The sequence below is a fragment of the Thermococcus henrietii genome (genome assembly GCF_900198835.1).
GTDB classification, from domain to species: Archaea; Methanobacteriota_B; Thermococci; order Thermococcales; family Thermococcaceae; genus Thermococcus; species Thermococcus henrietii.
Genome location: NZ_LT900021.1, coordinates 708,437 through 727,532, shown reverse-complemented (window position 1 = coordinate 727,532; position 19,096 = coordinate 708,437). Strand labels below are relative to the sequence as shown.

The window sequence follows — 19,096 nt, the reverse complement described above, 5'->3', positions numbered from 1 at the left end:
AGAAGTTGTAAAGGTCAGACGCGCCTACCGCGCCTACCGCCCTTGGGCCTGGTTCCGTCGTGCGGTATCGGGGTAACGTCTTCCACCCTGCCGATTCTGAGGCCAGCCCTCGCGAGGGCCCTGATTGCCGCTTGAGCACCGGGTCCGGGGGTCTTGCTCTTGCTTCCTCCGGGGGCGCGAACCTTGATGTGAACACCGACGAAGCCCTTCTCCATGGCCTCTTCGGCGGCCCTCTTGGCGGCAATCATGGCCGCGTACGGGGAGGGCTCGTCCCTGTCGGCCTTGACGACCATACCACCGCTCCACCTGGAGACGGTCTCGGCCCCGGTGAGGTCGGTGATGTGGATGATGGTGTTGTTGTAAGAGGAGTAAATGTGGGCAACTCCCCACTTCTCCTTCTTCTTAAGGTTAACCTGCTGCTGGGTTTCCTCGCTCATGCCTCACCACCCTGCTTGGCCTGTTCAATAACCATCCTCTCGGGGTGACCCTCCTTCGCGAAGGGGGAGTTCTTGGAGTAGGTAATGGTGTCCTCCTCCTCGCGGAGGACGAGGTAGCCGGGTGAGCGGATTATCTGGCCGTTGACCTCGATGTGGCCGTGGACTATGAGCTGTCTGGCCTGCTTGATGGTCCTGGCGAGTCCCTTCTTGTAAACTATCGTCTGGAGTCTTCTCTCGAGGACGTCCTCAACGGTGAGCGAGAGAACGTCATCGAGCACGGCATCGGCCGGGAGAAGGCCGAGCCTGTGGAGCCTCTGGAGGAGCTGCTGCCTCTCGATTTCGGCCTGCTTACCCCTCGCTGCGAGAAGGCGCCTCGCCCTACGCCTGAACTCCTTGAGCTGGGTCTCGTGGCGCCAGAGCTCCTTCTTGTTCTTGAGGGCGTACTTCCTCTTCAGAACCCTCTCGCGGTCGAGTCTCTCCTTAATCCAGGGGTGAGAGGGAGTCTCGTACTTCTTCCTCTGCCTCTTCGGGTCTCCCATTTACACCACCTCACTTCTTCCTCCTGCTAACGCCGACGGTGGTTCCGTGCCTGAAGTTCGACCTGGTCCTCTGACCGCGGAGTGGCAGGCCGAGCTCGTGCCTTATACCACGGTAAGCGCGTATTCTCCTGAGCCTGTTGACGTCCTCACGCCAGGCCATAACGAGCTTGGCGGTAATGAGGTGCATGTCCCTGCCGGTCTCGTAGTCCTTCGGCCTGTTGACGGCCCAGGCCGGGATTCCGTGGGCGACGGGGTCCTCGAGGATTTTCTCTATCAGCTTAACCTGCTCGTCGGTGAGGTAACCGGCCTTCATGTAGGGGTCGAGTCCTGCAACTCTGAGCACCATCGTGGCGAAGTTTATTCCTATTCCCTTAATCCCTGTCAGTGCCCATCTCAACTGCTTGTGTCCATCCAGATCAACGCCCGCAACGCGGACTATGTGCCTGAAGTTTTCGGTCATTATCAACACACCTCCCATCCCTCTTGGGAATCAAAGGGATTTTGGCGCCGGGACGGGGATTTGAACCCCGGCGGGCAAACGCCCACGGGCTCTCAAGGCCCGCGCCTTCCCAGGCTAGGCAATCCCGGCGTACACGCGGTAACCGCTCCCCTTCGCGAGCTCTCTCACTTCGATGAAGGTCTCCTCCATGAGGGCCTTAATATACTTTGCCCCCTGCTTCGTCTTAATCACCAGTTGCAGGAGGCCACCATCGTTGAGATGCCGGGGAGCGTTTATAACTATTTCCCTCAGGACTTCCTTTCCCGCGTGCACGGGGGGATTGGTGATGATTGAGTCGAATTTTTCGCCCTTAACGGGCTCGTAGAGGCTTCCCCACCTGACCTCGGCGTTTCTAACGCCGTTGATTTTTAAGTTTTTCCTCGCTATGCTGACCGCGCGCCTGTTCACGTCGGTCATAACGACGTAGTCAACGAAGCGGGAAGCGACTATTCCAATTGCCCCGTAGCCACAGCCCAAATCAAGGACGCGCCAGTTCCTATCGAGAACCATGTTTTCTATGAGCAACTCCGTCCCCCGGTCGAGCTTCCCGAAGGAGAAGACACCGCTCGCTGTGATGAACTTGAAGCAGTAACCCCTAAGGCAGACCTCTATCGTCTTCGTCTTCAGCGGGACGTTCGGCTCCTCGGAGTAGTAGTGGCTCATGTGCGGTGCTTCGTTGAGGGGTTTATCAACCTTTGCTCCCGCAAAGCTTGACCAAAAGGGTTTAACTGTCAAAAAGGACAAAAGGAAAGTTGCATGCGTTATCAAGCAGTCCACTGGTTCGGGGTTTACACTTACAATATCTCCTGGAGAAGGTGTTTAACTTAAAAGAGCGCCCGAAGGGCGCTAACGGGAGGAAAACACATTCAAAACTGGCAGGTTTGGAAGTAAACCCCCTGAGAACAAGCCATTTAAGAGGCATGCTGGCTTTGATGAACTTTGCTTGACAAAGTTTCCTAACGTGGGGCGAAGCCCCACTCAGGGGGTTTGAGAGTACAGGAAGCTTTTGGAAAAAGCTTCACCAAAAGTTAGTAGCTCACTACCAAAAACCCATTCCAGGGATTTTGCTCACAAAATTGCATAATGCTCAAAGGGGAAGAATCCAAATGGTTCCTCTCAAAAAGGGTTTACTCTCTTCCCGACGCCCGAAGGGCGTCAATTTAAATTTAAACCCACACTAAAAGGCATTCAATATAATCCCATCCAAAAAGAGCCATGTTAATTAAGAAAATCCTTAAAAAATGAACTTTAGAAGGGAGCTACAAACCTTGATGAAACTTCGCGCAGGCTAACAAACTTTGCAAAGCAAAGTTTGACCAAAGAGTGCCCTTCTTACTCATAGGCGAAAGGTCAATCGTGCACTAACAAAAGAGCAAGCTGAGATGGGGTTAAATCAAACTAAAGTCCTTTGAGATAGTTTCGACTTCAATATCGGCGCCCATCGGGCGCCTTCAAAGAGAGAAACACCCGTTACCTGGGACACACAGAGAACCCCCAATGAAAAATCAGCAAAATTCTAAAAAGGCACTAAATCTTCCGCCGGCGCTTGCGTCAGCAAGGGCCGCTACCACAGCTTCGGATACCAGTCTCTTGGCATGAAGACCTTGTCAACGTCAACCGCTATGCCCTTGCTCCGCTGGAGCATCTCACCGCTCGTCATCGTGGCTTTTCCAAGTGCCACCAGCTCATCCTTGAGGGTCATTATCGCAACGAGGTCACCCTTCTTTATGCCCTTGTGGAGCTTGACTATTCCCGGAACGGCCAGGTCCGCGCCGTGCGTTACGGCAGAAACGGCCGAATCCCTTATCCACACCTTGGGCAGATGTTCAACCGCTTTTTCCATCGGCTGTATCGCCTTCCTGAAGTACTCCTCAATGCCGTCCTCCTTCCAGAAGTGGTAGTAGTCCACCAAGTCGTGAAGCGTCACCAGCGTCTCGTCCTCCTTGAAGGGACCGCTTCTGGTACGGCGCAACTCGGCCATGTGCGCTCCAACGCCCAAAGCTAGGCCTATGTGGTGAATCAGCGAACGTATGTACGTTCCCGCCTCGACACCAACGCGGAAGAGCACGTCCCTGCCGTCTATCTCGAGCACGTCGATGTAGTAGACCTTTCTCGTCCTCAGGCGCCTCTTTACGGCACTCCTCAGCGGTGGCCTCTGAATTATCTCGCCCTGGAACTCCTTCATAACCGCGAGGATTCTGTCCTCGGGAACGTCACCGTGAAGGTGCATTAAAGCTACGTACTCCTTACCGGCAGGAAGGAGCGCCTGAACGACCCTCGTGGCCCTCTCAAGGGCAACCGGTAAAACACCGCTGACCTTGGGGTCGAGGGTTCCGCCGTGACCAGCCTTGCTCAGGTTGAAGAGCTTCTTAATCCACGCAACAACTTCGTGGCTCGTCGGCCCAGGTGGTTTGTCGAGGTTGATTATGCCGAACTGCATGTGCATCTCCATTGGCCTCTTCTCTGGCGGAAAGCCCCACTTCGGGTTCGTCTCGGCCTTCTCGTCCTTAATCAGGACCTCTCGCTTTATGTCAGCCGGAAGGATTCTCCTTACTTCGTCCCTCGCCATGAGCATCACCTATGGGTCTTCCAGCGCTTTGATAAAGTCCTCCTTGCTTATTTGAGCAAGTCTCAGGACTCCCATCAACGTACCAGCTTTTAACTCTTTGTGAAGCGGGACCACAGTTCCTATTTTCCTGCCGTCAACGTATTTAACGAGGACAACGTGGCTACCCCTCTGGCGGGACACCTCGAAGCCGAACTTTTTGGTGAGCACTTTAACGACTTCTTCACCCGAGAGCCTTGGCAACTTCGACATGGAAATCGCCCACGAACTTTACCCTCTTCAGTTCATTCCTCAGCTCCGGAAACTCCTCAAGGTACAGCTCAACGGCCTCTTTGAGGTTCTCAATTGCCTCCTCTATTGTCTCCCCCTGAGTCGTAACACCTGTAAAGACCTCCCGAATGACGTAAATGCCCTCTTCCTCCCAGATGACGGCATGGAGTTGCACCTCACTCACCCCCCATAGAGTTTGAGGCCAGACTTAATAAACTCACCTAATACCTGAAGCGGTACGTGAAAACCGGCCAGTTGGGGAGGTATTTGACCAGTTTGAGGTAGCCGGGGACGAAGACCTCCCTCTTACCTTTCTTCAGTCCCCTCATTATTGCCCTAACGACGTCTTCGGGTTCTATTGAACCCTTCGGGTATGGCACGTTGTTCCGGGTGAAGAACTCCGTCTTGACCTGCTTTGGATAGACGCGCATGACACGGATTCCCCTCTCCTTCAGCTCCCGTTCAAGGTTCACCGCGAGGTAGTGCAGTGCGCCCTTGGCGGCGCAGTAAGACGGAAGCTCGGGAACGTTGACGAAGGCGACCCCGCTGATTACGAAGACAACCGTTGAGCCGGGCCTAAGGAGGGGCAACAGCTCCCGCGTGAGCTCAACGGGAACCAACGCGTTAACCTTGAAGAGCCTCTCGAGTTCCGCGTCGCTATGTTCGAGGAGGGGCTTCCGGAGTGCATAGCCGGCGTTGTTCACGAGGAGGTCGAGTTCCCCCATTCCAAGTTCCCTTAGGGCTTTCGCTATTCTTTCTGTACTGTTTGGCTCGGTTAAGTCAGCAACGATGTAGTCAAAGTTACCAAGGGCCTTCAGCTCCTCGAGCTTCTCCCTTCGCCTTCCCACGCCAACAACCCTGTAACCTTCATCAAGCAACGCCTTCACAAGAAGCCTTCCGATTCCACCGGTTGCGCCAGTAACGAGTGCAATCATGCCAATCCCCGGAGAATTAACGAAGAGAAGCGTTAAGAAACTTATTGGAAGAAGAGTGAGGGAAAGCCCTCACTCAAGGCTTATGCCTGCCTCTTCGAGGGCCTTCTTTATCTCCTCGTCGGAGGCACCGCGCTCGATGTTGACCTTCTCCGGAAGGGGCTCGAGGTGCTTGACATTCATCCTCCTGCGCTTGACCTTGTTGAGGCCAGCGCCGGTGACGAGGACGAAGTTCTTGTCGATTATGTCGGCAACGACGACCTTCTGTCCGGCCCTCCTTCCGGCAATAACGACGGCAATCCTTCCGACCTCAATAGCTGGCATTCATCCCACCTCCTTCTTTTTGTTTTCCGGGCTTGAACCCGACCCCGCGTCGCCGTCGGGGTAAAGGTGGTCGATGGCGGCCTTCACAATCGCGAAGACCCCATCGGGACCCCATTTGGCAGTGTTTATGATTAAATCGTAAATCGACTTGTCCTCGATGTCGATACCGTAGAGGTTTAAATACCTTTTCCTGTTCCCCTTCTCCCTCTCGGCAATCTGGACAAAGGCCTCCTCGACGGAGACGCCTTCCCTTCTTGCAACCCTCTTGGCCCGCTCCATTATTGGAGCGTCGAGCCATATCTTAAGGTCCGCGTTCTTGACCATCCATCCGGCAAGCCTGCCCTCAATGACGACGTTACATTCCTTGGCTGCCTCGACCTGCCTCCGGTCAACTTCCCTGTCTATCTCAGGGTGGAGTTCGACGTACTTCTGAAACTCCTCAAGGGTCATTCCCCTTTCCTTAGCCATCTGCCGGAATATCAATCCGGCGTAAACGTGCTTGAAGCCGTAGTGCTTGGCGAGGTTCCGGCAGAGGGTAGTGGTTCCGGAACCTGCCAGGCCGCTGACGGTTATGACGAGGCAGCCCTTCGGCATAGGCGCACCTCAGCTGAGGGAGGCCCTAACCTGGGCCTTCATGACCTTCCTCATACAGCTTGGGCAGAGGTTCGGGTAGGGCCTCTCGGGCCTCTTCGCGGTCTTCGGGAGCTTCCTGAGCTCGCTCGGCCTTCCGCGCGGAACGCCGTTGAGGGGCCTTCCGCACATGGCGCAGTGGGCAACCTTGGGCTTTCTCCTCTCGAAGTGGATTACGGTCCTTCCTCCGGGAGTCCTAACGTACTTCCTCCTCCATGACCTTGAGCGGTACATCGGCTTCATTACTCTCACCTCGCAACCCCTTTCAGCGGAGCGTTTTTAAATTTATCCCATGTCGAGGAGCTTTCTAAGCACCATACCAATGACGTAGCTCGAAAGGATGTACCAGCCGAAGTAGCCGAGTTCGCTTCCCGAGAGGGCAGAGTGATACATCTTGTGGAACCAATCGAAGACGAAGAAGTTGAAGGGGGCCTTAACTATCGCAACCTCAACGTACCATCTCTGCAGCCATCTAAAGAATATCCAAAATATCGGCATGGTGAGGAACATCGGAATCATCTGCTGCTTCATGAGTTCACCCTGCATCTTCATGAGCTCCAACTGCTTCTGCTGGGCCTTCCTGAGCTTCTTCTCATCCCCGCTCTGCTGGGCTTCCCTCATCTCCTTCTGGACTTCCTTGGCGAGCTTCTGGAGCTTCTTCTGCTTCTCTATGTCAGTGAAGAAGTAATAGATTAGCGTGTAGAATCCTCCGATTATGAAGCCCATGAAGGTTATAACCCACAGGGGGTGGTAGTTCTTCATAAAGGGCCCGAAAACGTTGTCAAGAAACTGGTAAATCCCCTCAATCATACTCACTCACCGCCAGGTCCAGTACTTGAACGAGTTCGTTAACGGCCTCTTCAAGACCTTTGTCCTCGTGATTCTCGATTATTTTTATGAGCGCGTTTGAGTGCATGGCGTAGCTCACCGCCGCGGCCCTGTTGAGGTCCTGGTGCCTCTCAATCTGCTCCTCTGTCTCAACATCCCTGTCCCTCTTGAGGTCGCGGAGGCGCCTTCCGAGTATCTCGCTCGGCGTTGCCTCGATTATCACTATGAAGTTGGGGTTTATGACCTCGATAACCTCCCTGGGAAAGCCGAGTAGGTAGCCAACAGGAGTTCTAATGGTCGCATGGGTGTCGAGCAGTACCGGCTCCTCACGGGCCATCTCGACTATCTTCTGGGCGGCTTTAAGCTGGAGCTCCCTCTGCGTTTTTGGGTCTAGCTTCCTCATCTCATCCCTGTGTTCAACGAGGCCCGCCTTAACGGCCTCCTCGAACATCAGGTCGCCGAAGTTGACGAGCCTGAACCGAGCCCGGGTTCTCTTAAGGGCAAGTCTTGTAATGGTGCTTTTGCCAACTCCTGGAATGCCTGTAATCATGACCACAAACGGCATAGCTCTCTCACCCAGGGAGTTCTGGTTGGGTAATGAAAAACGACCTTAAAAGGTTTTGCGAAAAGGAAAGGGTCACTTGGAGAAGAACCTTCTGAGGGCTGGAAACATCTCCGTTGCCTGTTCCCTTGCTATTTCCTCGTAGAACCTGTAGAGTATACCGACCGTCAGCAGAATTCCCGTACCCGTACCTAGTGCTCCGAGGAAGTTTGCCAGCACTGCCACCAGTGCCAGTGTAAAGGACCCCCAGAACGTAACGTACGGGATGTAGCGCTGGAGAACCTTCTCGAGGATTCTCGGGTCGCGTCTGAAGCCAGGAATCTGGAGTCCAGCCTGCTGGAGCTGTCTTGCTATGCTCTTGGCGTCCAATCCAGTCAGCTCAACCCAGAGGAAACCGAATATCAGCGACCAGAATATGGTCATTATGGCGTAGACAAAGGCTCTCCACGGGTCCGATATGACGTGGAAGATGTCCCTCGGCGGATAGAGGTAAGTTACGAAACCGCTCGCAGGGTAGCCGTTCTGGTCGAAGGTTCCAAGCCAGGTTATGCCGTAGTTGTTAAGGAGCCTGGCCCAGAGCTGGATGTTGGCGTAAAGGGCCATGGTGAGTATTATCGGAATGTTGCTGACGTACATGAACCTTATCGGGTACCTTCCGCGGACGGTTACACGACCGTAGCTGAGCGGAATCTCAACGCGCATGCTCTCAAGGTAGACGACGATGAGGAAAACAGCTATGGTTCCAAGTAGCTTAACCATATCGGGCAACGTTGGTCCACGGTAGAAGGCGCCGCTGATATCACCGTGAATTAGGTGCTGTATGAAGGCGGGGATAGCACCTACTATGGCGGGTTTTCCCGTGAGTGGGTCGATGTACTCCTTGCTCGGAATGGGAGCAAGGGCCTTGTAGATGACCGTCTGCGAAACCCCCGCGGCGATGAAGAGACTGATACCGCTACCGATTCCCCACTTACTGACGAGCTCATCGAGTAGTATGAGCATCGTCGAGGCAAAGCCAAGCTGGAGGACTATCAGGATGGCCAGTCCCAGGCCTATGTAAATTATCCCCTCGGGACTTGTGACCGTCTGAAAGGCGCCAATTCCGGTGCTAACCTTACCAAACGCTCCCGCGAAGACGTAGATGGCAGCCTCGAAGAAGCTCATGAACACCGAAAACAGCTTCTGGGCGGCCTGGTAGAACCTCCTATCCTCCGGATTTGAAAGGTCAAGGTGAACAATCTCGGAACCGACAAGAAGCTGCATGATTATACTCGCGGTAACGATGGGACCGATACCCAGCGTTAACAGGGAGCCACTCCTACCTGCAAGCACGAAACGGAGCGTTGCAAAGTAATCCTGAACCTTGGGTGGGATTCCATACAACGGGATTTCAGCGAGTATGAAGTAGAGCAGTAGAACTATTCCGGTCCACATGAACTTCTCCTTGAGGGGAACGTGCCTCTTCGGCCTCTCAACCTCGGGGAAGTAGCGCTCTATGGCGTATACAATGTCCCTTACCTTTCCCATAGCCGACACCCGCCAAAAGTTGAAAGAAATCAGGCGAGGATGACCTCGCCACCAGCGGCCTTAATCTTCTCCTCGGCCTTGGGGGTAACGTAGTAGGCCTTGACGACGATGGCGCGGGTGAGCTTTCCTGTACCGAGAACCTTGTCAACGCCGAGCTGAGTGGCGTCGAAGATGAGCTTTCCTTCCTCCTCGTAGATGACGCCCATGTCCTTGAAGAGCTCGAAGTTCTCATCGATGTCGCTCAGGTTGATGACCTTGGGGATGTACTGAACGGCCTTGGGCCTGTGGAATCCGCGCTTGCCGAGGCAGTCGGGGGCGTACTTGATGGTCCAGGTGAACTTCTGGTCCTTCCTCTTACCGGTACCTGCCATGCCACGACCGCCCTTGCTTCCGCCGCCGCGGTGCTTCTTCTTGCACCCCCATCCGTGAGTGTGACTTCCGCGGAACTTCCTAACCTTCTTCCTCCTCCTAATCATCTCTCGCCACCTCAGAGCATTCTCTCAATGAGCTCGTTAATCTTCTCGCCCCTGTAGCCCAGAGCTCCACCTTCCTTGAAGGCGCGCTTCTTGCTTCCCTTCAGTCCTCCCCTAGGCGGGTGAAGCCTGAAGACGGGCTTGATGTTCGGCAGGTCCCTGAGCTTCATCTCGCCGTTGATGACCTTCTCGGCGAACTCCTCGATGGTCATTCCAAGCTTCTCCTGAACGTACTCGTCGGTTATCGGCTTGTTGCCGACGAGCCTGCCCCTCTTCCTGAGGAGCTTGACGAGAGTCTCCTTGTCTATCTCGCCCCAGGTGATGTAGTCCTTGACCTTCTGTATCATTCCACGGTAGCTCGGGTTGTCGTCGACTATGACGAGGTGGTTAATCCTGTGAAGGCGGAGCATGGCGAGGGTGTCTCTCACTTCTCCCCTCGCCCTAATCCCGCTCCTAAGCCTTATGAGTGCAAGCTTTGCCATCTTCTCTCACCTCACTCAAGGGTGAAGCTCTGGGGCATCGCCCTGCCAACGACGATACCGTACTTCTCCTCCATACCGGGCTGTATGGCGACGCGGTTGGTGTTGTAGAGGGCGTTGAAAACTGCCTTGGCGAAGTTAACCGTTGTCCTCGTCTCACCGAGGGTCTGGGACCAGACGTCCTGAACGCCAGCCAAGCTCAGTATCTTCTTGCCGACGTCACCTATGACGAGTCCGAGACCGCGAGGTCCGGGCATGAGCTTGACGCGAACGCTTCCCTCCTTGCCCTCGACGGCGAACGGAATCGAGTGTGGCCTCCTGCACCTGCACTCCCATGAACCGCAACCGCGCTTGATTTCAATGATGTTCATCTTGGCGTAGCTGATGGCCTTCCTGATGGCTATACCGACTTCCCTTCCGTGGCCGATTCCGAGGCCGACGTAGCCGTCCCTGTTGCCAACGGCCGCGAGAACGCGGAAGCGAATCCTCCTGCCGCTGTCGGTCATTCTGACGGTGAGAGCGATGTCGAGCACTTCCTGGTTCTCCCTGAGGTTGGTCTCGGGAAGGAGGACGTCCACTATCTCGGGCTCCTTTATCTGGTAACCCTTCCTGAATATCTCGTGAATGTCAGTTATCTGGCCCTCCTTGACGAGCATGCCGAGCTTGGTCCTCGGCTCCCACTCCTCAAGAACCCTCTGGGCAATCTCTCTCGGGTCACTCATTCTCTCGCCCCCTCAAACTTCTCGATTATCTTGGCCTTAACCTCTTCAAAGTGCTCGGGGAGCTTCTCGGGCTCAAGGCCCTTGACGAGGTAGCCACCAAACTGCTTCCTGTAAAGGGCCTCGTCCTCCTCCTTGAGGGCCTTGGCGTAGTTTGCAACGTGCTCGCCCCTTATCCTGTAGTCCTCGGGGAATATCTCCTCGCTGTGCGGAACGTTTAAGCCTGCATCAACGGCTCCCTTGAGGACGGCGAATATTGAGCTTCCCCTGGTCGGCGGGTGAAGGCCTATGTCGAGTATGGCCTCCTCAACGCCGGCCTGCTTCGCCTTGTAACCGATGAGCAGTCCAAGGAGGTAGGCGCTCGGGGTGTTTCCGGTGTGGCCCTTCCAGCCGAAGTCCCTTATGAGCTCCCTGGTGTGGGCGGAAACTATAGTCCTGTCACCCTTCGGGTCGTAGACTATAATCTGCGCTATGTGGTGGTTGAGGGTCTTCCTCACGACGAGCCTCGGCTTCTTGCTCTTGAGGAGCTTGAGCCTCTTGTGGTAGTTGGTCTTACCCTCTCTCCTCCTCCTGAAGGGAACCCTATACCTTGGTCCTCTCGCCATTTATCTCACCTCACTCCTTCAAGATGCCGTGCTCCTGCATGAACAGGTAGAGCTGCCTCTTGTTCTTGAACTGGCCGCCCTTGGCCCTGATGTAGAGCCTCCTGTAGGTGTGGGCGTCAATCTTGCCCTCGGCCTTGAGCTTCCTGAGTTCTTTCCTGAGGGCCCTTATGGTCATCATCCAGCGCTCCTTCTTGCCCATTCTGGCGGTCTTCTTACCCTTCCTGCTTCCGGGGCCCCTGTGGCGTCCCTTCTTCCTCGCCTCGTGGAAGGCCCTCGCCCTGGCCCTGCTCTGGCCTTTGATGGGCTTCTTCTTGATGACGCCATCGTGGATGAGCCTCTTAACGTCCTCACGGGTTATCGCGGCGGCAACGTCGTCAATCCTCTCGGGGTCAATCCAAACCCTGTTCTCACCGCACTTCAAAATGTCAGCGGCAATCCTTCTCTGCATCTTAAGCATGAGCATCACCTCGCGTTGAGGACCTTAATTCCGAGCTCCCTGGCCCTCGCGATTATGAGTTCCCTCTTCCTCGCGCCGACGGTTCCGGCTATCCTCGCTGCCTGCCTGGTCGGGTCTATTGCCTCGAGCTCCTTGACGTTGTGAACGAGGACTTCCTCGTAACCGCTCGGGTGAAGCCCGCGAACGGCCTTCGGTGAGCTCCAGCCTATGCTGGGTGAGCGGGGCTTGCCCTTCTTCTTGAGCCTCATCTTGCTGTCGATTCCCTTGGGCCTGCGCCACTTGGGGTCGTTCTTGAACTTCGGGTACCTCCACCACTCCTGACGGAGGAACTTGGGCTTCTTCCTCTTGAGCCTGGCCCTCACCCTAAGGAGTCTCGCCTTCTCGTCCATTTCTCACACCTCAGAACTTTATCGGCTTGCCAGCCTTATCAACTATGTAAATACCATCCTGGAAGACACGCCTGTCCCACTTCGTTATCCTCGTGGCCTGCTCGATGTTGGCCGCGGTCTGGCCGACGGCTTCCTTGTCTATGCCCTCGACGAGTATCTCCTGACCGCGAACCTTGACGGTAACGCCCGGGAGGATTTTGGCCCTCCTCGGGTTCTTCTCACCGAGGAAGTTCTCGATGACGACCTCGTCGCCCTGGACCTTGACGGTGACCGGGAAGTGGCTGTAGACCACTTTGAGCTTGTAGGTGAAGCCCTCGGTGACGCCCTTAATCATGTTGGCTATGTGGGCCTTGAAGGTTCTGGCGATGGCGATGTCCTTCTTCCTCGGGAACTCCTTGTAAACAACGACCTTGCCGTCCTCGGTGAATATCTTAACGCCCGGGTACTTGAGCTCCCTCTGGAGCTCACCCTTGGGACCCTTGACCTTGACGGTGTTTCCCTCGACGGTGACCTCGACTCCCTCTGGGATCTCAACCTCTTCCCTTACCCACGCGTCTATCGGCATCGCTCTCACCTCAGTAGACGTAGGCTATCAGCCTTCCGCCGATGCCCTTCTCACGGGCCTCCTTGTGGGTCATAACGCCCTGGGAGGTGGACACTATGAGGATTCCGAACTCGAAGGCCGGAAGGAACCTCTTCTCCCAGTACTCGTAGTCCCTGGCCTTGACCGGGAACCTCGGCTTAATCGCTCCTGCCTTGTTTATCTTGCCGATGAGCTGAACGCGGTAGATGCCTGCCCTTCCATCGTCTATGAACTCGAACTCGCCGATGTAGCCGTTCTCCTGCATAACCCTGAGAACCTCACCGATGAGCTTCGAGGCGGGCTTTATGTAGACCTCCTTCTTTCCAACCCTCTCGCTGTTGGTCATGTGGGAGAGAGCGTTCGCAAGCGGGTCAAGCAGAGTCATCGCTTCTCACCTCACTCATACTTCTTGAAGCCGAGTTTTGGAGCGACCTCGCGGAAGCAGTGCCTGCAGAGCATAAGGCCGTGTATCCTGATTATCGGGCCGTACTGGCCGCAGCGCATGCACCTTCTCGCTCCCTTACCAAACTTCCTCGGCTTCCTCTTGTTGTAATCAGCCTTCGCCATCTCACAATCCCTCCACGTTGACCTTGAACTCCTCAATAGCGAAGACTATACCCTCTTCCTTCGTCAGCTTGTGCCTGGTCGGTATCTTCCTCCTCTGCCTCTTCCTCTTGGCGACCCTAAAGCCGGGCCTCTCAAGGGTGACGCAGACGTCCATACCGAAGATACCTATCTCGGGGTCGTACTCGACGCCCGGTATGTTGATGTGCTCCTGGATTCCAAAGCAGAAGTTCCCGTGCTCGTCGAAGTTGCCGACGCTAAGCTTCCTGTCAACGGCCTCAAGGAGCCTGTCAAGCATCTCGTAGGCCTTCTTTCCACGGAGAGTGACCTTAACCGCTATCGGCTCACCGCGCCTTATTCCGAAGTCCTTGTTGGTCTGCTTCGCGCGCCTCCTTATCGGCTTCTGGCCGACGAGGTCCTGGAGCATCTTCTCGGCCTTGGTAAGCCTCTCACCGCTCTCGCCAACACCGATGTTTATGGTGAGCTTCGCAATCCTCGGCTTCCTCATCGGGTGAGCTTCCCAGTCTGCAAGGATAGCCTCCCTGTTAATCTGCATCGTCTCTCACCTCACGGAAGGGAAATCTCCGGCTCCTCCTTACCAACGACGAAGGCGTACTCCTTCAGGGTGTCGAAGAGCTCGCCGTTCTCGTCCTCGATGGTGACGACGTCGGGCCAGCCCATCGGGAAGTGCCTGACCTCGACTATCTTACCCTTCCTCGCGACGTTCTTACCCTGGGTAACGAAGACGTAGGCACCGACCTCGAAGGGCAGTATCTTGACTATCTGCCTCTCAGGGACCTTCATGATGACGGTGTAAGAGGTCTTGTAGGCGTCCTTCTCGGCAAGGCTAACGAGGTGGTTGGTTCCGTCGTGGAGGTTGAGCTGAACCTTCGCGCCCTTGACCATCCTCTTGTTGTCAATCCTGAAAGGCTTGAGCTTGGCCTCCTCCTCGCTTATCGGGTGGAGGATGAGCTTGCCAATCCTGTTGGGCAGAACCCTGTAGTGCTCTCCGGTTTCCGGAATCGAGACGACGTCCATGATTCCAACCGGGAACTTGTAGTCCTTCCTAACGCGACCGTCAACGAGTATCTTGCCCTCGTTGAGTATCTTCCTAGCCTCACGAGCGGTCTTGGCGTAGCCGAGGTAGTCCCTGACTATGTAAAGGAGCGGTATGGAAGTCTTCATGCTGTGCGGACCCGGGCTCGGGCGAACGGCCCACTTGTAGGCCTTCCTGTGTATGTACCACGCGGTTGGAGCGGCAAGCCTCTTAAGGTGCCTCTTCGGACCCTTTCTCGCCATCACTCAGCCCTCCTCTTAATTATCTTCTCTCTCCTCTCATCGTCGAGGTTGAGGTCAACAATCATCACGTTCGAGGGGTGGAGCGGGTAGTAAACCTCGGTTCCGTCGGTCTTCTTCTGGGTAACTCCCTCAACGTGAATCCTGTACCTCTTGAGGTCGACCTCGACGACCTTTCCCTCCTTACCCTTGAAGTCCCCGCGCATGACCCTGACCTTGTCGCCGACCCTAATCGGGAGGTTCCTGACGCCGTACTTCTCCCGGAGGTCCTCGCTGAGGGTCGCGCTCATTATCTTGTTCCTAAGGTGAAGGGGAGCGTTGTAGAGGAACTTCCTCTGCTTTCTCGGCTGCTTCATATCAAGCTTCATAACTCTCACCTCACAGCACTATGCTCGCTATGCTACCGAGCCTGACCCACCTCTCGGCGGCCTCCCTGGCGATGGCACCCCTGATTTCGGTTCCCCTCGGGACGCCCTCGGGGGTAACTATCGCGGCCGCGTTGTCCTCGAACTTGACGCGCATGCCGTCGAGCCTTCTGTACTCCTTCCTCTGCCTGACGACGACAGCCCTGACGACCTGGTGCCTTATGTCGGGCCTTCCCTTCTTGACGGTCGCAACGACCATGTCGCCAACTCCGGCAGAGGCGAGCCTCCTCCTGGTTCCCTTGTAGCCGACGACGCCTATTATCTGAATGACCTTGGCACCGCTGTTGTCGGCGACCTTGAGGTAGGCCCCAATCGGGAGCGCGCGGGTCGGCCTGACGGGGCTGATTCCCCTCGTCGCACCGGCACCCTTCTTGGCCATTGCCTCACACCCCCTCCTTCCTCTCGGCCCTCTCAAGGACGGCCACGACGACCCAGCTCTTGGTCTTGCTTATCGGCCTGGTTTCGGCTATGAGGACCTTGTCGCCGGTCTTGGCGTTAATGCACTCCGGGTTGTGGGCGTGAACCTTGCTCCTCCTGAGCTCGTAACGCTCGTATTTCTTGAGGTAGTGGTAGTACTGCCTCTCGACGACGACGGTCTTCTTACCCTTGTCGCTGACGACTATACCCTCAACGTATCTCCCGTGTATCTTGAGGTTCCCGTGCCAAGGGCACTTGGGGTCGTTACACACCTCAGCGGGAGGCTGAACCCTCAATCCAATCTCTCTCATTTCCGCCACCTCTTCTTGAGTCTCATCTCGGGCCTTCCAATCAAATCACGACCGTTGATTCGGATTTTCTCATCGCCGAGGTCGAACTCAATCTCGACCACGTCCTTTGGAACGACCCAAACCCTCTCCCCACCTATGGTGAGGGTGTTCCTCGTCTCGTCAAGGACGTAGCCCTCGATGCCGACCAGCTCTGGATGAGATGCCCTTATAATCTTTGCTTTGAGGCCTATGAGCTCGTGCCAGACTATGTTTTTCCGCGTCACTCGACCTCTATGAGCTCCTCGGAAAATCCAAGGTCTCCTAGCAACTTCTTGATACGGTCCCTGTGGTCGCCCTGGAGCTCTATCCTTCCCTTCTTCACGGTTCCGCCACATGCCAGCTTCGCCTTCAGCTTCTTTGCTATGTCTTCGAGGTCGAACTCCTTCTCGTCTATGCCCTCGATTATGGTCTTAAGCTTTCCGTAGCGGGCCCTCTCGATGTAGACCCTGATCCTCTGCTGTTCCTTTAGGACCTCCTTAAAGAGCATCTCATCCAGAGGGTTCACAATCCTCGGCACCTAACCTCACCTTTTCTCCCTAAGCTTCTCCTTTTTTATGGTAAGCAGGCGCGCGATGTCGCGCCTGAGATTGCGAATGACCATGGGGTTCTCCATGGACGCCCCCATGGTGAGCACGCCCCTCTCCTTGGCAAGCTCGAGGCGGAGTTCCCTTATCTTCTTGTCTATCTCCTCGATGCTCATCTCCCTAATCTCACTGGGCTTCATCGGCGCTCACCTCTTCCTCGACTATGTCCTTGACCTCAATCTCATCCGGAAGCCTCGCGTCGGGCGGCATGATTGCAACCTTAACGCCGATGACACCGAGCTTGAGCAGTGCCTGGGCGTAGCCCTTGCTGACGAGGGTCTCGGCCGGGTTGCCGACCTTGGCGAGGTAGCCCTGGTAGAACCTGACGCTCTTGGCTCTCTCGCCGGTGAGCTTTCCGCTGAGCCTAATCTCAACACCGCGAGCACCGTTCCTCATGATAGCCCTGATTGCTGAGTAAGCGGCCCTCCTGAAGTGGATTCCCCTCTCAAGGGCCTGAGCCAGACGAACGGCCTGAACCTTGGCGTTGAGGTAGGGGTTCTTGATTTCCTCGACCTCAATCTGCGGGTTCTCAAGGCCGAACTGGGTCTCGAGGATTCTCGTGAGCTGCCTTATCCTCCTTCCACCCCTGCCGATAACGTAACCGGGGCTCGCGGCAAAGATTATGACCTTGGTTCCAAGGGGCGTCTTCTTGATGTCGAGGCCTCCGTAACCGCCCCTCCTGAGCTCCTTCTCAAGGTACTCGTCGATGAGCATCTCCTTAACGCCTTCCTTGATGAAGTACCTCTCGATAGCCAAAGGTCTCACCTCCTAATTTCCTCGACGACTATCTCTATGTGGGTCGTCTCCTCGTTGAACGGGGTGGCCCTTCCGAATGCCCTTGGGATGTAACCCCTGAGGACCGGACCCCTGTGGGCGGCGGCGTGGATTATCTTGAGCCTGTCGACGTCGAGGCCCTTCTGCTCGGCGTTGTTCTTGGCGTTGAGGAGTATCTTTTTGACGGCCTTGGCGACCTTGACCGGGTAGCGACCGGGACCGAAGCCTTTGCCCGGCTTGTGGCCCTGGCTGTCGTTGAAGCGCTTCATAGGAACGGGCCTTCTGAGGTTTATGACGTCGTCTAGGTATTTGAGGGCGTCGTTGAGCATCATGCCCCTTATCTCCCTGAGGAGCTCGACGCTGTGCTTGGGTGAAATCCTGAGGTCCCTTCCGCTCGCGCGAGCCATTCTTTCAGGGTCAAAATTTTGGAATGAGTAGGAAAACCTGCCCCTGCTCATCTAAACCACCTCACTTGATTGCCACGAACATCGAGGACCTGGTGGCTCCGACACCCGGTGAGCCGTGCTGGACTATCTTCCTCGTGAGGGCGAACTCACCGAGGTAGTGGCCTATCATCTCCTCCTTTATCTCAATCGGGACAAACTCCTTGCCGTTGTAGACGTGAATCGTAATGCCGACCATCTCGGGGAGGACTATCATGTCCCTGCTGTGGGTCCTTATGGGCTTGTTGTACTTGCCCTTCTTGGCAAGCCTAATCTTCCTGAGGAGCTTCTTCTGCTCCGGGGAGAGGCCCCTCTTGAGGCTCCTCCTCTGCCTGGCCGGGAGGAGCTTGGCGAACTCCTCAAGGGACATGTTGAGCAGTTCATCGAGCGTGTAACCCCTATACTTAAACTCCTTCTTTCTCGCCATCTTCACTTCCTCCTACCAGTTCTTCTCGCGGCTATGTGACCGACCTTCCTTCCGGGCGGAGCGCGCCTCGAAACGGTCGAGGGCCTACCGATGTGGTGCTCCTTACCACCGTGCGGGTGGTTGACGGCGTTCATCTTGACACCCCTCGGCTTGGGCCAGAACCTGTTCCTGGCCTTGGCGATGTAGTAGGCCTTACCAGCCTTGACTATTGGCTTCTCGAGCCTTCCACCGCCTGCAACGACACCGATAGTAGCTCTGCACTCGGGCTTGAACTGCTTGAGCTCACCGCTCGGAAGCTGGACGATGACCTTGTCCTTCTCCCTGCTGACAACGAGGGCGTAGGTTCCTCCAGCCCTGACGTACTTTCCGCCGTCGCCCGGAACGCCCTCGATGTTGTAGACGTAGGTTCCCTCCGGTATCTTGGCGAGCGGGAGGGTGTTGCCTATCGCTATCGGAGCCTCTGGGCCAATGTAGACCTCCTGGCCGACGAGAACTCCTTCCGGAGCGAGGATGAGCTTCTTGGTTCCGTCCTCGAACTTAACGCGAGCGACGGGAGCAGTCCTTCCGGGGTCGTGGAGGATTTCCTCAACGATTCCCCTGAGGGTCTTCTCCTTCACGACGTTGAGAGGAACGTACTTAACGGCGCCCCTGTACCTGTGGGAAGGAGCGCGGAAGGTTGTGGTTCCCTTACCCCTCCTCTGCTGTATGAGACTCTTTCCCATCTCACATCACCTCAGAACAATCCCAACCTTGCGGCAATCTCACTCGCGTCGTATTCGGGCTTGAGCTTGACGTAGGCCTTCTTCTCGCCCCTCATGGTAATGAGGGTGTTGACCTTCTCGACCTTGACGTTGAACATCTCTTCCACGGCCCTCTTGATGTCGGCCTTCGTGGCTCTCCTGTCCACTATGAAGGTGAGCTTGTTCTCCCTCTCTATGAGCGAAACGGCCTTTTCGGTAACGAGCGGCCTTATGATAACCTTATAGGGGTCCATCTC

36 protein-coding genes and 1 tRNA gene are annotated in these 19,096 nt (G+C 55.8%); all 37 read right to left on the bottom strand.

The window, feature by feature from the left end:
- Window positions 1-14: 14 nt before the first annotated feature.
- Window positions 15-437 carry a 30S ribosomal protein S11 gene (locus CS910_RS04075; protein WP_099209855.1) on the bottom strand — a complete coding sequence of 141 codons (423 nt, stop codon included), beginning with the start codon at window positions 435-437 and terminating at the stop codon, window positions 15-17.
- Window positions 434-976, bottom strand: a complete 543-nt coding sequence (locus CS910_RS04070) for a 30S ribosomal protein S4 (protein ID WP_099209854.1) — start codon at window positions 974-976, stop codon at window positions 434-436. The genes CS910_RS04075 and CS910_RS04070 overlap by 4 nt, the downstream gene beginning before the upstream one ends.
- A gap of 10 nt (window positions 977-986) precedes the next feature.
- Complete coding sequence (locus CS910_RS04065) at window positions 987-1,436, bottom strand: 30S ribosomal protein S13 (RefSeq protein ID WP_099212421.1); 450 nt, start codon at window positions 1,434-1,436, stop codon at window positions 987-989.
- A 42-nt stretch (window positions 1,437-1,478) separates the two neighbouring features.
- A tRNA-Ser gene (locus CS910_RS04060) sits at window positions 1,479-1,565 on the bottom strand.
- Window positions 1,551-2,138 (bottom strand): class I SAM-dependent methyltransferase, encoded by a 588-nt coding sequence (locus CS910_RS04055; RefSeq protein ID WP_099209853.1) that lies wholly within the window; start codon window positions 2,136-2,138, stop codon window positions 1,551-1,553. The genes CS910_RS04060 and CS910_RS04055 overlap by 15 nt, the downstream gene beginning before the upstream one ends.
- Before the next feature lie 901 nt (window positions 2,139-3,039).
- A complete protein-coding gene (locus CS910_RS04050) occupies window positions 3,040-4,044 on the bottom strand; it encodes an RNA-guided pseudouridylation complex pseudouridine synthase subunit Cbf5 (RefSeq protein WP_099209852.1) in 1,005 nt (334 codons plus the stop codon).
- A 9-nt stretch (window positions 4,045-4,053) separates the two neighbouring features.
- Entirely contained in the window at window positions 4,054-4,293 is a 240-nt protein-coding gene (locus tag CS910_RS04045; protein WP_099209851.1) for a type II toxin-antitoxin system HicA family toxin, read from the bottom strand.
- Window positions 4,265-4,486 carry a type II toxin-antitoxin system HicB family antitoxin gene (locus CS910_RS04040; protein ID WP_042692863.1) on the bottom strand — a complete coding sequence of 74 codons (222 nt, stop codon included), beginning with the start codon at window positions 4,484-4,486 and terminating at the stop codon, window positions 4,265-4,267. Before CS910_RS04040 ends, CS910_RS04045 begins: the two co-directional genes overlap by 29 nt.
- Before the next feature lie 46 nt (window positions 4,487-4,532).
- Window positions 4,533-5,246, bottom strand: coding sequence for an SDR family NAD(P)-dependent oxidoreductase (locus CS910_RS04035; RefSeq protein ID WP_099209850.1), 714 nt, complete (start codon window positions 5,244-5,246; stop codon window positions 4,533-4,535).
- A gap of 69 nt (window positions 5,247-5,315) precedes the next feature.
- Entirely contained in the window at window positions 5,316-5,567 is a 252-nt protein-coding gene (locus CS910_RS04030; protein ID WP_042692860.1) for a 50S ribosomal protein L14e, read from the bottom strand.
- Window positions 5,568-6,161 carry a (d)CMP kinase gene (gene cmk / locus CS910_RS04025; protein ID WP_099209849.1) on the bottom strand — a complete coding sequence of 198 codons (594 nt, stop codon included), beginning with the start codon at window positions 6,159-6,161 and terminating at the stop codon, window positions 5,568-5,570.
- A 9-nt stretch (window positions 6,162-6,170) separates the two neighbouring features.
- A complete protein-coding gene (locus CS910_RS04020; RefSeq protein WP_042692855.1) occupies window positions 6,171-6,440 on the bottom strand; it encodes a 50S ribosomal protein L34e in 270 nt (89 codons plus the stop codon).
- Between the two features lie 42 nt (window positions 6,441-6,482).
- On the bottom strand, window positions 6,483-7,007 hold the full coding sequence (locus CS910_RS04015; protein ID WP_099209848.1) for an EMC3/TMCO1 family protein: 525 nt from the start codon (window positions 7,005-7,007) through the stop codon (window positions 6,483-6,485).
- Complete coding sequence (locus CS910_RS04010; RefSeq protein ID WP_099209847.1) at window positions 7,000-7,590, bottom strand: adenylate kinase; 591 nt, start codon at window positions 7,588-7,590, stop codon at window positions 7,000-7,002. Before CS910_RS04010 ends, CS910_RS04015 begins: the two co-directional genes overlap by 8 nt.
- Window positions 7,591-7,662: 72 nt before the next feature.
- Window positions 7,663-9,114, bottom strand: coding sequence for a preprotein translocase subunit SecY (gene secY / locus CS910_RS04005; RefSeq protein ID WP_099209846.1), 1,452 nt, complete (start codon window positions 9,112-9,114; stop codon window positions 7,663-7,665).
- 29 nt (window positions 9,115-9,143) lie between these two features.
- Window positions 9,144-9,590: an uL15m family ribosomal protein gene (locus CS910_RS04000; protein WP_099209845.1), complete on the bottom strand. Its 447-nt coding sequence runs from the start codon at window positions 9,588-9,590 to the stop codon at window positions 9,144-9,146.
- Window positions 9,591-9,601: 11 nt separating this feature from the next.
- Window positions 9,602-10,069 (bottom strand): 50S ribosomal protein L30, encoded by a 468-nt coding sequence (locus CS910_RS03995; protein WP_099209844.1) that lies wholly within the window; start codon window positions 10,067-10,069, stop codon window positions 9,602-9,604.
- 11 nt (window positions 10,070-10,080) lie between these two features.
- Entirely contained in the window at window positions 10,081-10,788 is a 708-nt protein-coding gene (gene rpsE, locus CS910_RS03990) for a 30S ribosomal protein S5 (RefSeq protein ID WP_099209843.1), read from the bottom strand.
- Complete coding sequence (locus tag CS910_RS03985) at window positions 10,785-11,390, bottom strand: 50S ribosomal protein L18 (RefSeq protein WP_099209842.1); 606 nt, start codon at window positions 11,388-11,390, stop codon at window positions 10,785-10,787. Before CS910_RS03985 ends, rpsE begins: the two co-directional genes overlap by 4 nt.
- Before the next feature lie 10 nt (window positions 11,391-11,400).
- Window positions 11,401-11,853 (bottom strand): 50S ribosomal protein L19e, encoded by a 453-nt coding sequence (locus CS910_RS03980; RefSeq protein ID WP_173866223.1) that lies wholly within the window; start codon window positions 11,851-11,853, stop codon window positions 11,401-11,403.
- The gene (locus tag CS910_RS03975) at window positions 11,853-12,236 is read right to left on the bottom strand and encodes a 50S ribosomal protein L32e (RefSeq protein ID WP_099209840.1); all 384 of its coding nucleotides are present in this window, start codon (window positions 12,234-12,236) and stop codon (window positions 11,853-11,855) included. The genes CS910_RS03980 and CS910_RS03975 overlap by 1 nt, the downstream gene beginning before the upstream one ends.
- Window positions 12,237-12,246: 10 nt before the next feature.
- The gene (locus tag CS910_RS03970; RefSeq protein ID WP_099209839.1) at window positions 12,247-12,801 is read right to left on the bottom strand and encodes a 50S ribosomal protein L6; all 555 of its coding nucleotides are present in this window, start codon (window positions 12,799-12,801) and stop codon (window positions 12,247-12,249) included.
- A gap of 10 nt (window positions 12,802-12,811) precedes the next feature.
- Entirely contained in the window at window positions 12,812-13,204 is a 393-nt protein-coding gene (locus CS910_RS03965; RefSeq protein WP_042692830.1) for a 30S ribosomal protein S8, read from the bottom strand.
- 11 nt (window positions 13,205-13,215) lie between these two features.
- Window positions 13,216-13,386 carry a 30S ribosomal protein S14 gene (locus tag CS910_RS03960; RefSeq protein ID WP_011250478.1) on the bottom strand — a complete coding sequence of 57 codons (171 nt, stop codon included), beginning with the start codon at window positions 13,384-13,386 and terminating at the stop codon, window positions 13,216-13,218.
- Between the two features lies 1 nt (window position 13,387).
- Window positions 13,388-13,939: a 50S ribosomal protein L5 gene (locus tag CS910_RS03955; RefSeq protein WP_099209838.1), complete on the bottom strand. Its 552-nt coding sequence runs from the start codon at window positions 13,937-13,939 to the stop codon at window positions 13,388-13,390.
- Between the two features lie 11 nt (window positions 13,940-13,950).
- Window positions 13,951-14,682 (bottom strand): 30S ribosomal protein S4e, encoded by a 732-nt coding sequence (locus tag CS910_RS03950; protein ID WP_099209837.1) that lies wholly within the window; start codon window positions 14,680-14,682, stop codon window positions 13,951-13,953.
- Window positions 14,682-15,047 carry a 50S ribosomal protein L24 gene (gene rplX, locus CS910_RS03945; RefSeq protein WP_099209836.1) on the bottom strand — a complete coding sequence of 122 codons (366 nt, stop codon included), beginning with the start codon at window positions 15,045-15,047 and terminating at the stop codon, window positions 14,682-14,684. The genes CS910_RS03950 and rplX overlap by 1 nt, the downstream gene beginning before the upstream one ends.
- 10 nt (window positions 15,048-15,057) lie before the next feature.
- Window positions 15,058-15,483 carry a 50S ribosomal protein L14 gene (locus CS910_RS03940; protein WP_068665902.1) on the bottom strand — a complete coding sequence of 142 codons (426 nt, stop codon included), beginning with the start codon at window positions 15,481-15,483 and terminating at the stop codon, window positions 15,058-15,060.
- A gap of 4 nt (window positions 15,484-15,487) precedes the next feature.
- Complete coding sequence (locus CS910_RS03935) at window positions 15,488-15,832, bottom strand: 30S ribosomal protein S17 (protein ID WP_099209835.1); 345 nt, start codon at window positions 15,830-15,832, stop codon at window positions 15,488-15,490.
- Complete coding sequence (locus tag CS910_RS03930; RefSeq protein WP_099209834.1) at window positions 15,829-16,206, bottom strand: ribonuclease P protein component 1; 378 nt, start codon at window positions 16,204-16,206, stop codon at window positions 15,829-15,831. Before CS910_RS03930 ends, CS910_RS03935 begins: the two co-directional genes overlap by 4 nt.
- Window positions 16,092-16,358 (bottom strand): stress response translation initiation inhibitor YciH, encoded by a 267-nt coding sequence (yciH, locus tag CS910_RS03925; RefSeq protein WP_206203870.1) that lies wholly within the window; start codon window positions 16,356-16,358, stop codon window positions 16,092-16,094. The genes CS910_RS03930 and yciH overlap by 115 nt, the downstream gene beginning before the upstream one ends.
- A gap of 36 nt (window positions 16,359-16,394) precedes the next feature.
- Window positions 16,395-16,595: a 50S ribosomal protein L29 gene (gene rpmC / locus CS910_RS03920; protein ID WP_068665893.1), complete on the bottom strand. Its 201-nt coding sequence runs from the start codon at window positions 16,593-16,595 to the stop codon at window positions 16,395-16,397.
- A complete protein-coding gene (locus CS910_RS03915; RefSeq protein WP_099209832.1) occupies window positions 16,582-17,211 on the bottom strand; it encodes a 30S ribosomal protein S3 in 630 nt (209 codons plus the stop codon). Before CS910_RS03915 ends, rpmC begins: the two co-directional genes overlap by 14 nt.
- A 5-nt stretch (window positions 17,212-17,216) precedes the next feature.
- The gene (gene rplV, locus CS910_RS03910) at window positions 17,217-17,687 is read right to left on the bottom strand and encodes a 50S ribosomal protein L22 (protein ID WP_099209831.1); all 471 of its coding nucleotides are present in this window, start codon (window positions 17,685-17,687) and stop codon (window positions 17,217-17,219) included.
- A 10-nt stretch (window positions 17,688-17,697) separates the two neighbouring features.
- A complete protein-coding gene (locus CS910_RS03905) occupies window positions 17,698-18,099 on the bottom strand; it encodes a 30S ribosomal protein S19 (protein ID WP_099209830.1) in 402 nt (133 codons plus the stop codon).
- A gap of 2 nt (window positions 18,100-18,101) precedes the next feature.
- Window positions 18,102-18,821: a 50S ribosomal protein L2 gene (locus CS910_RS03900; RefSeq protein ID WP_099209829.1), complete on the bottom strand. Its 720-nt coding sequence runs from the start codon at window positions 18,819-18,821 to the stop codon at window positions 18,102-18,104.
- Between the two features lie 11 nt (window positions 18,822-18,832).
- Complete coding sequence (locus tag CS910_RS03895) at window positions 18,833-19,093, bottom strand: 50S ribosomal protein L23 (RefSeq protein WP_042692801.1); 261 nt, start codon at window positions 19,091-19,093, stop codon at window positions 18,833-18,835.
- Window positions 19,094-19,096: the final 3 nt, after the last annotated feature.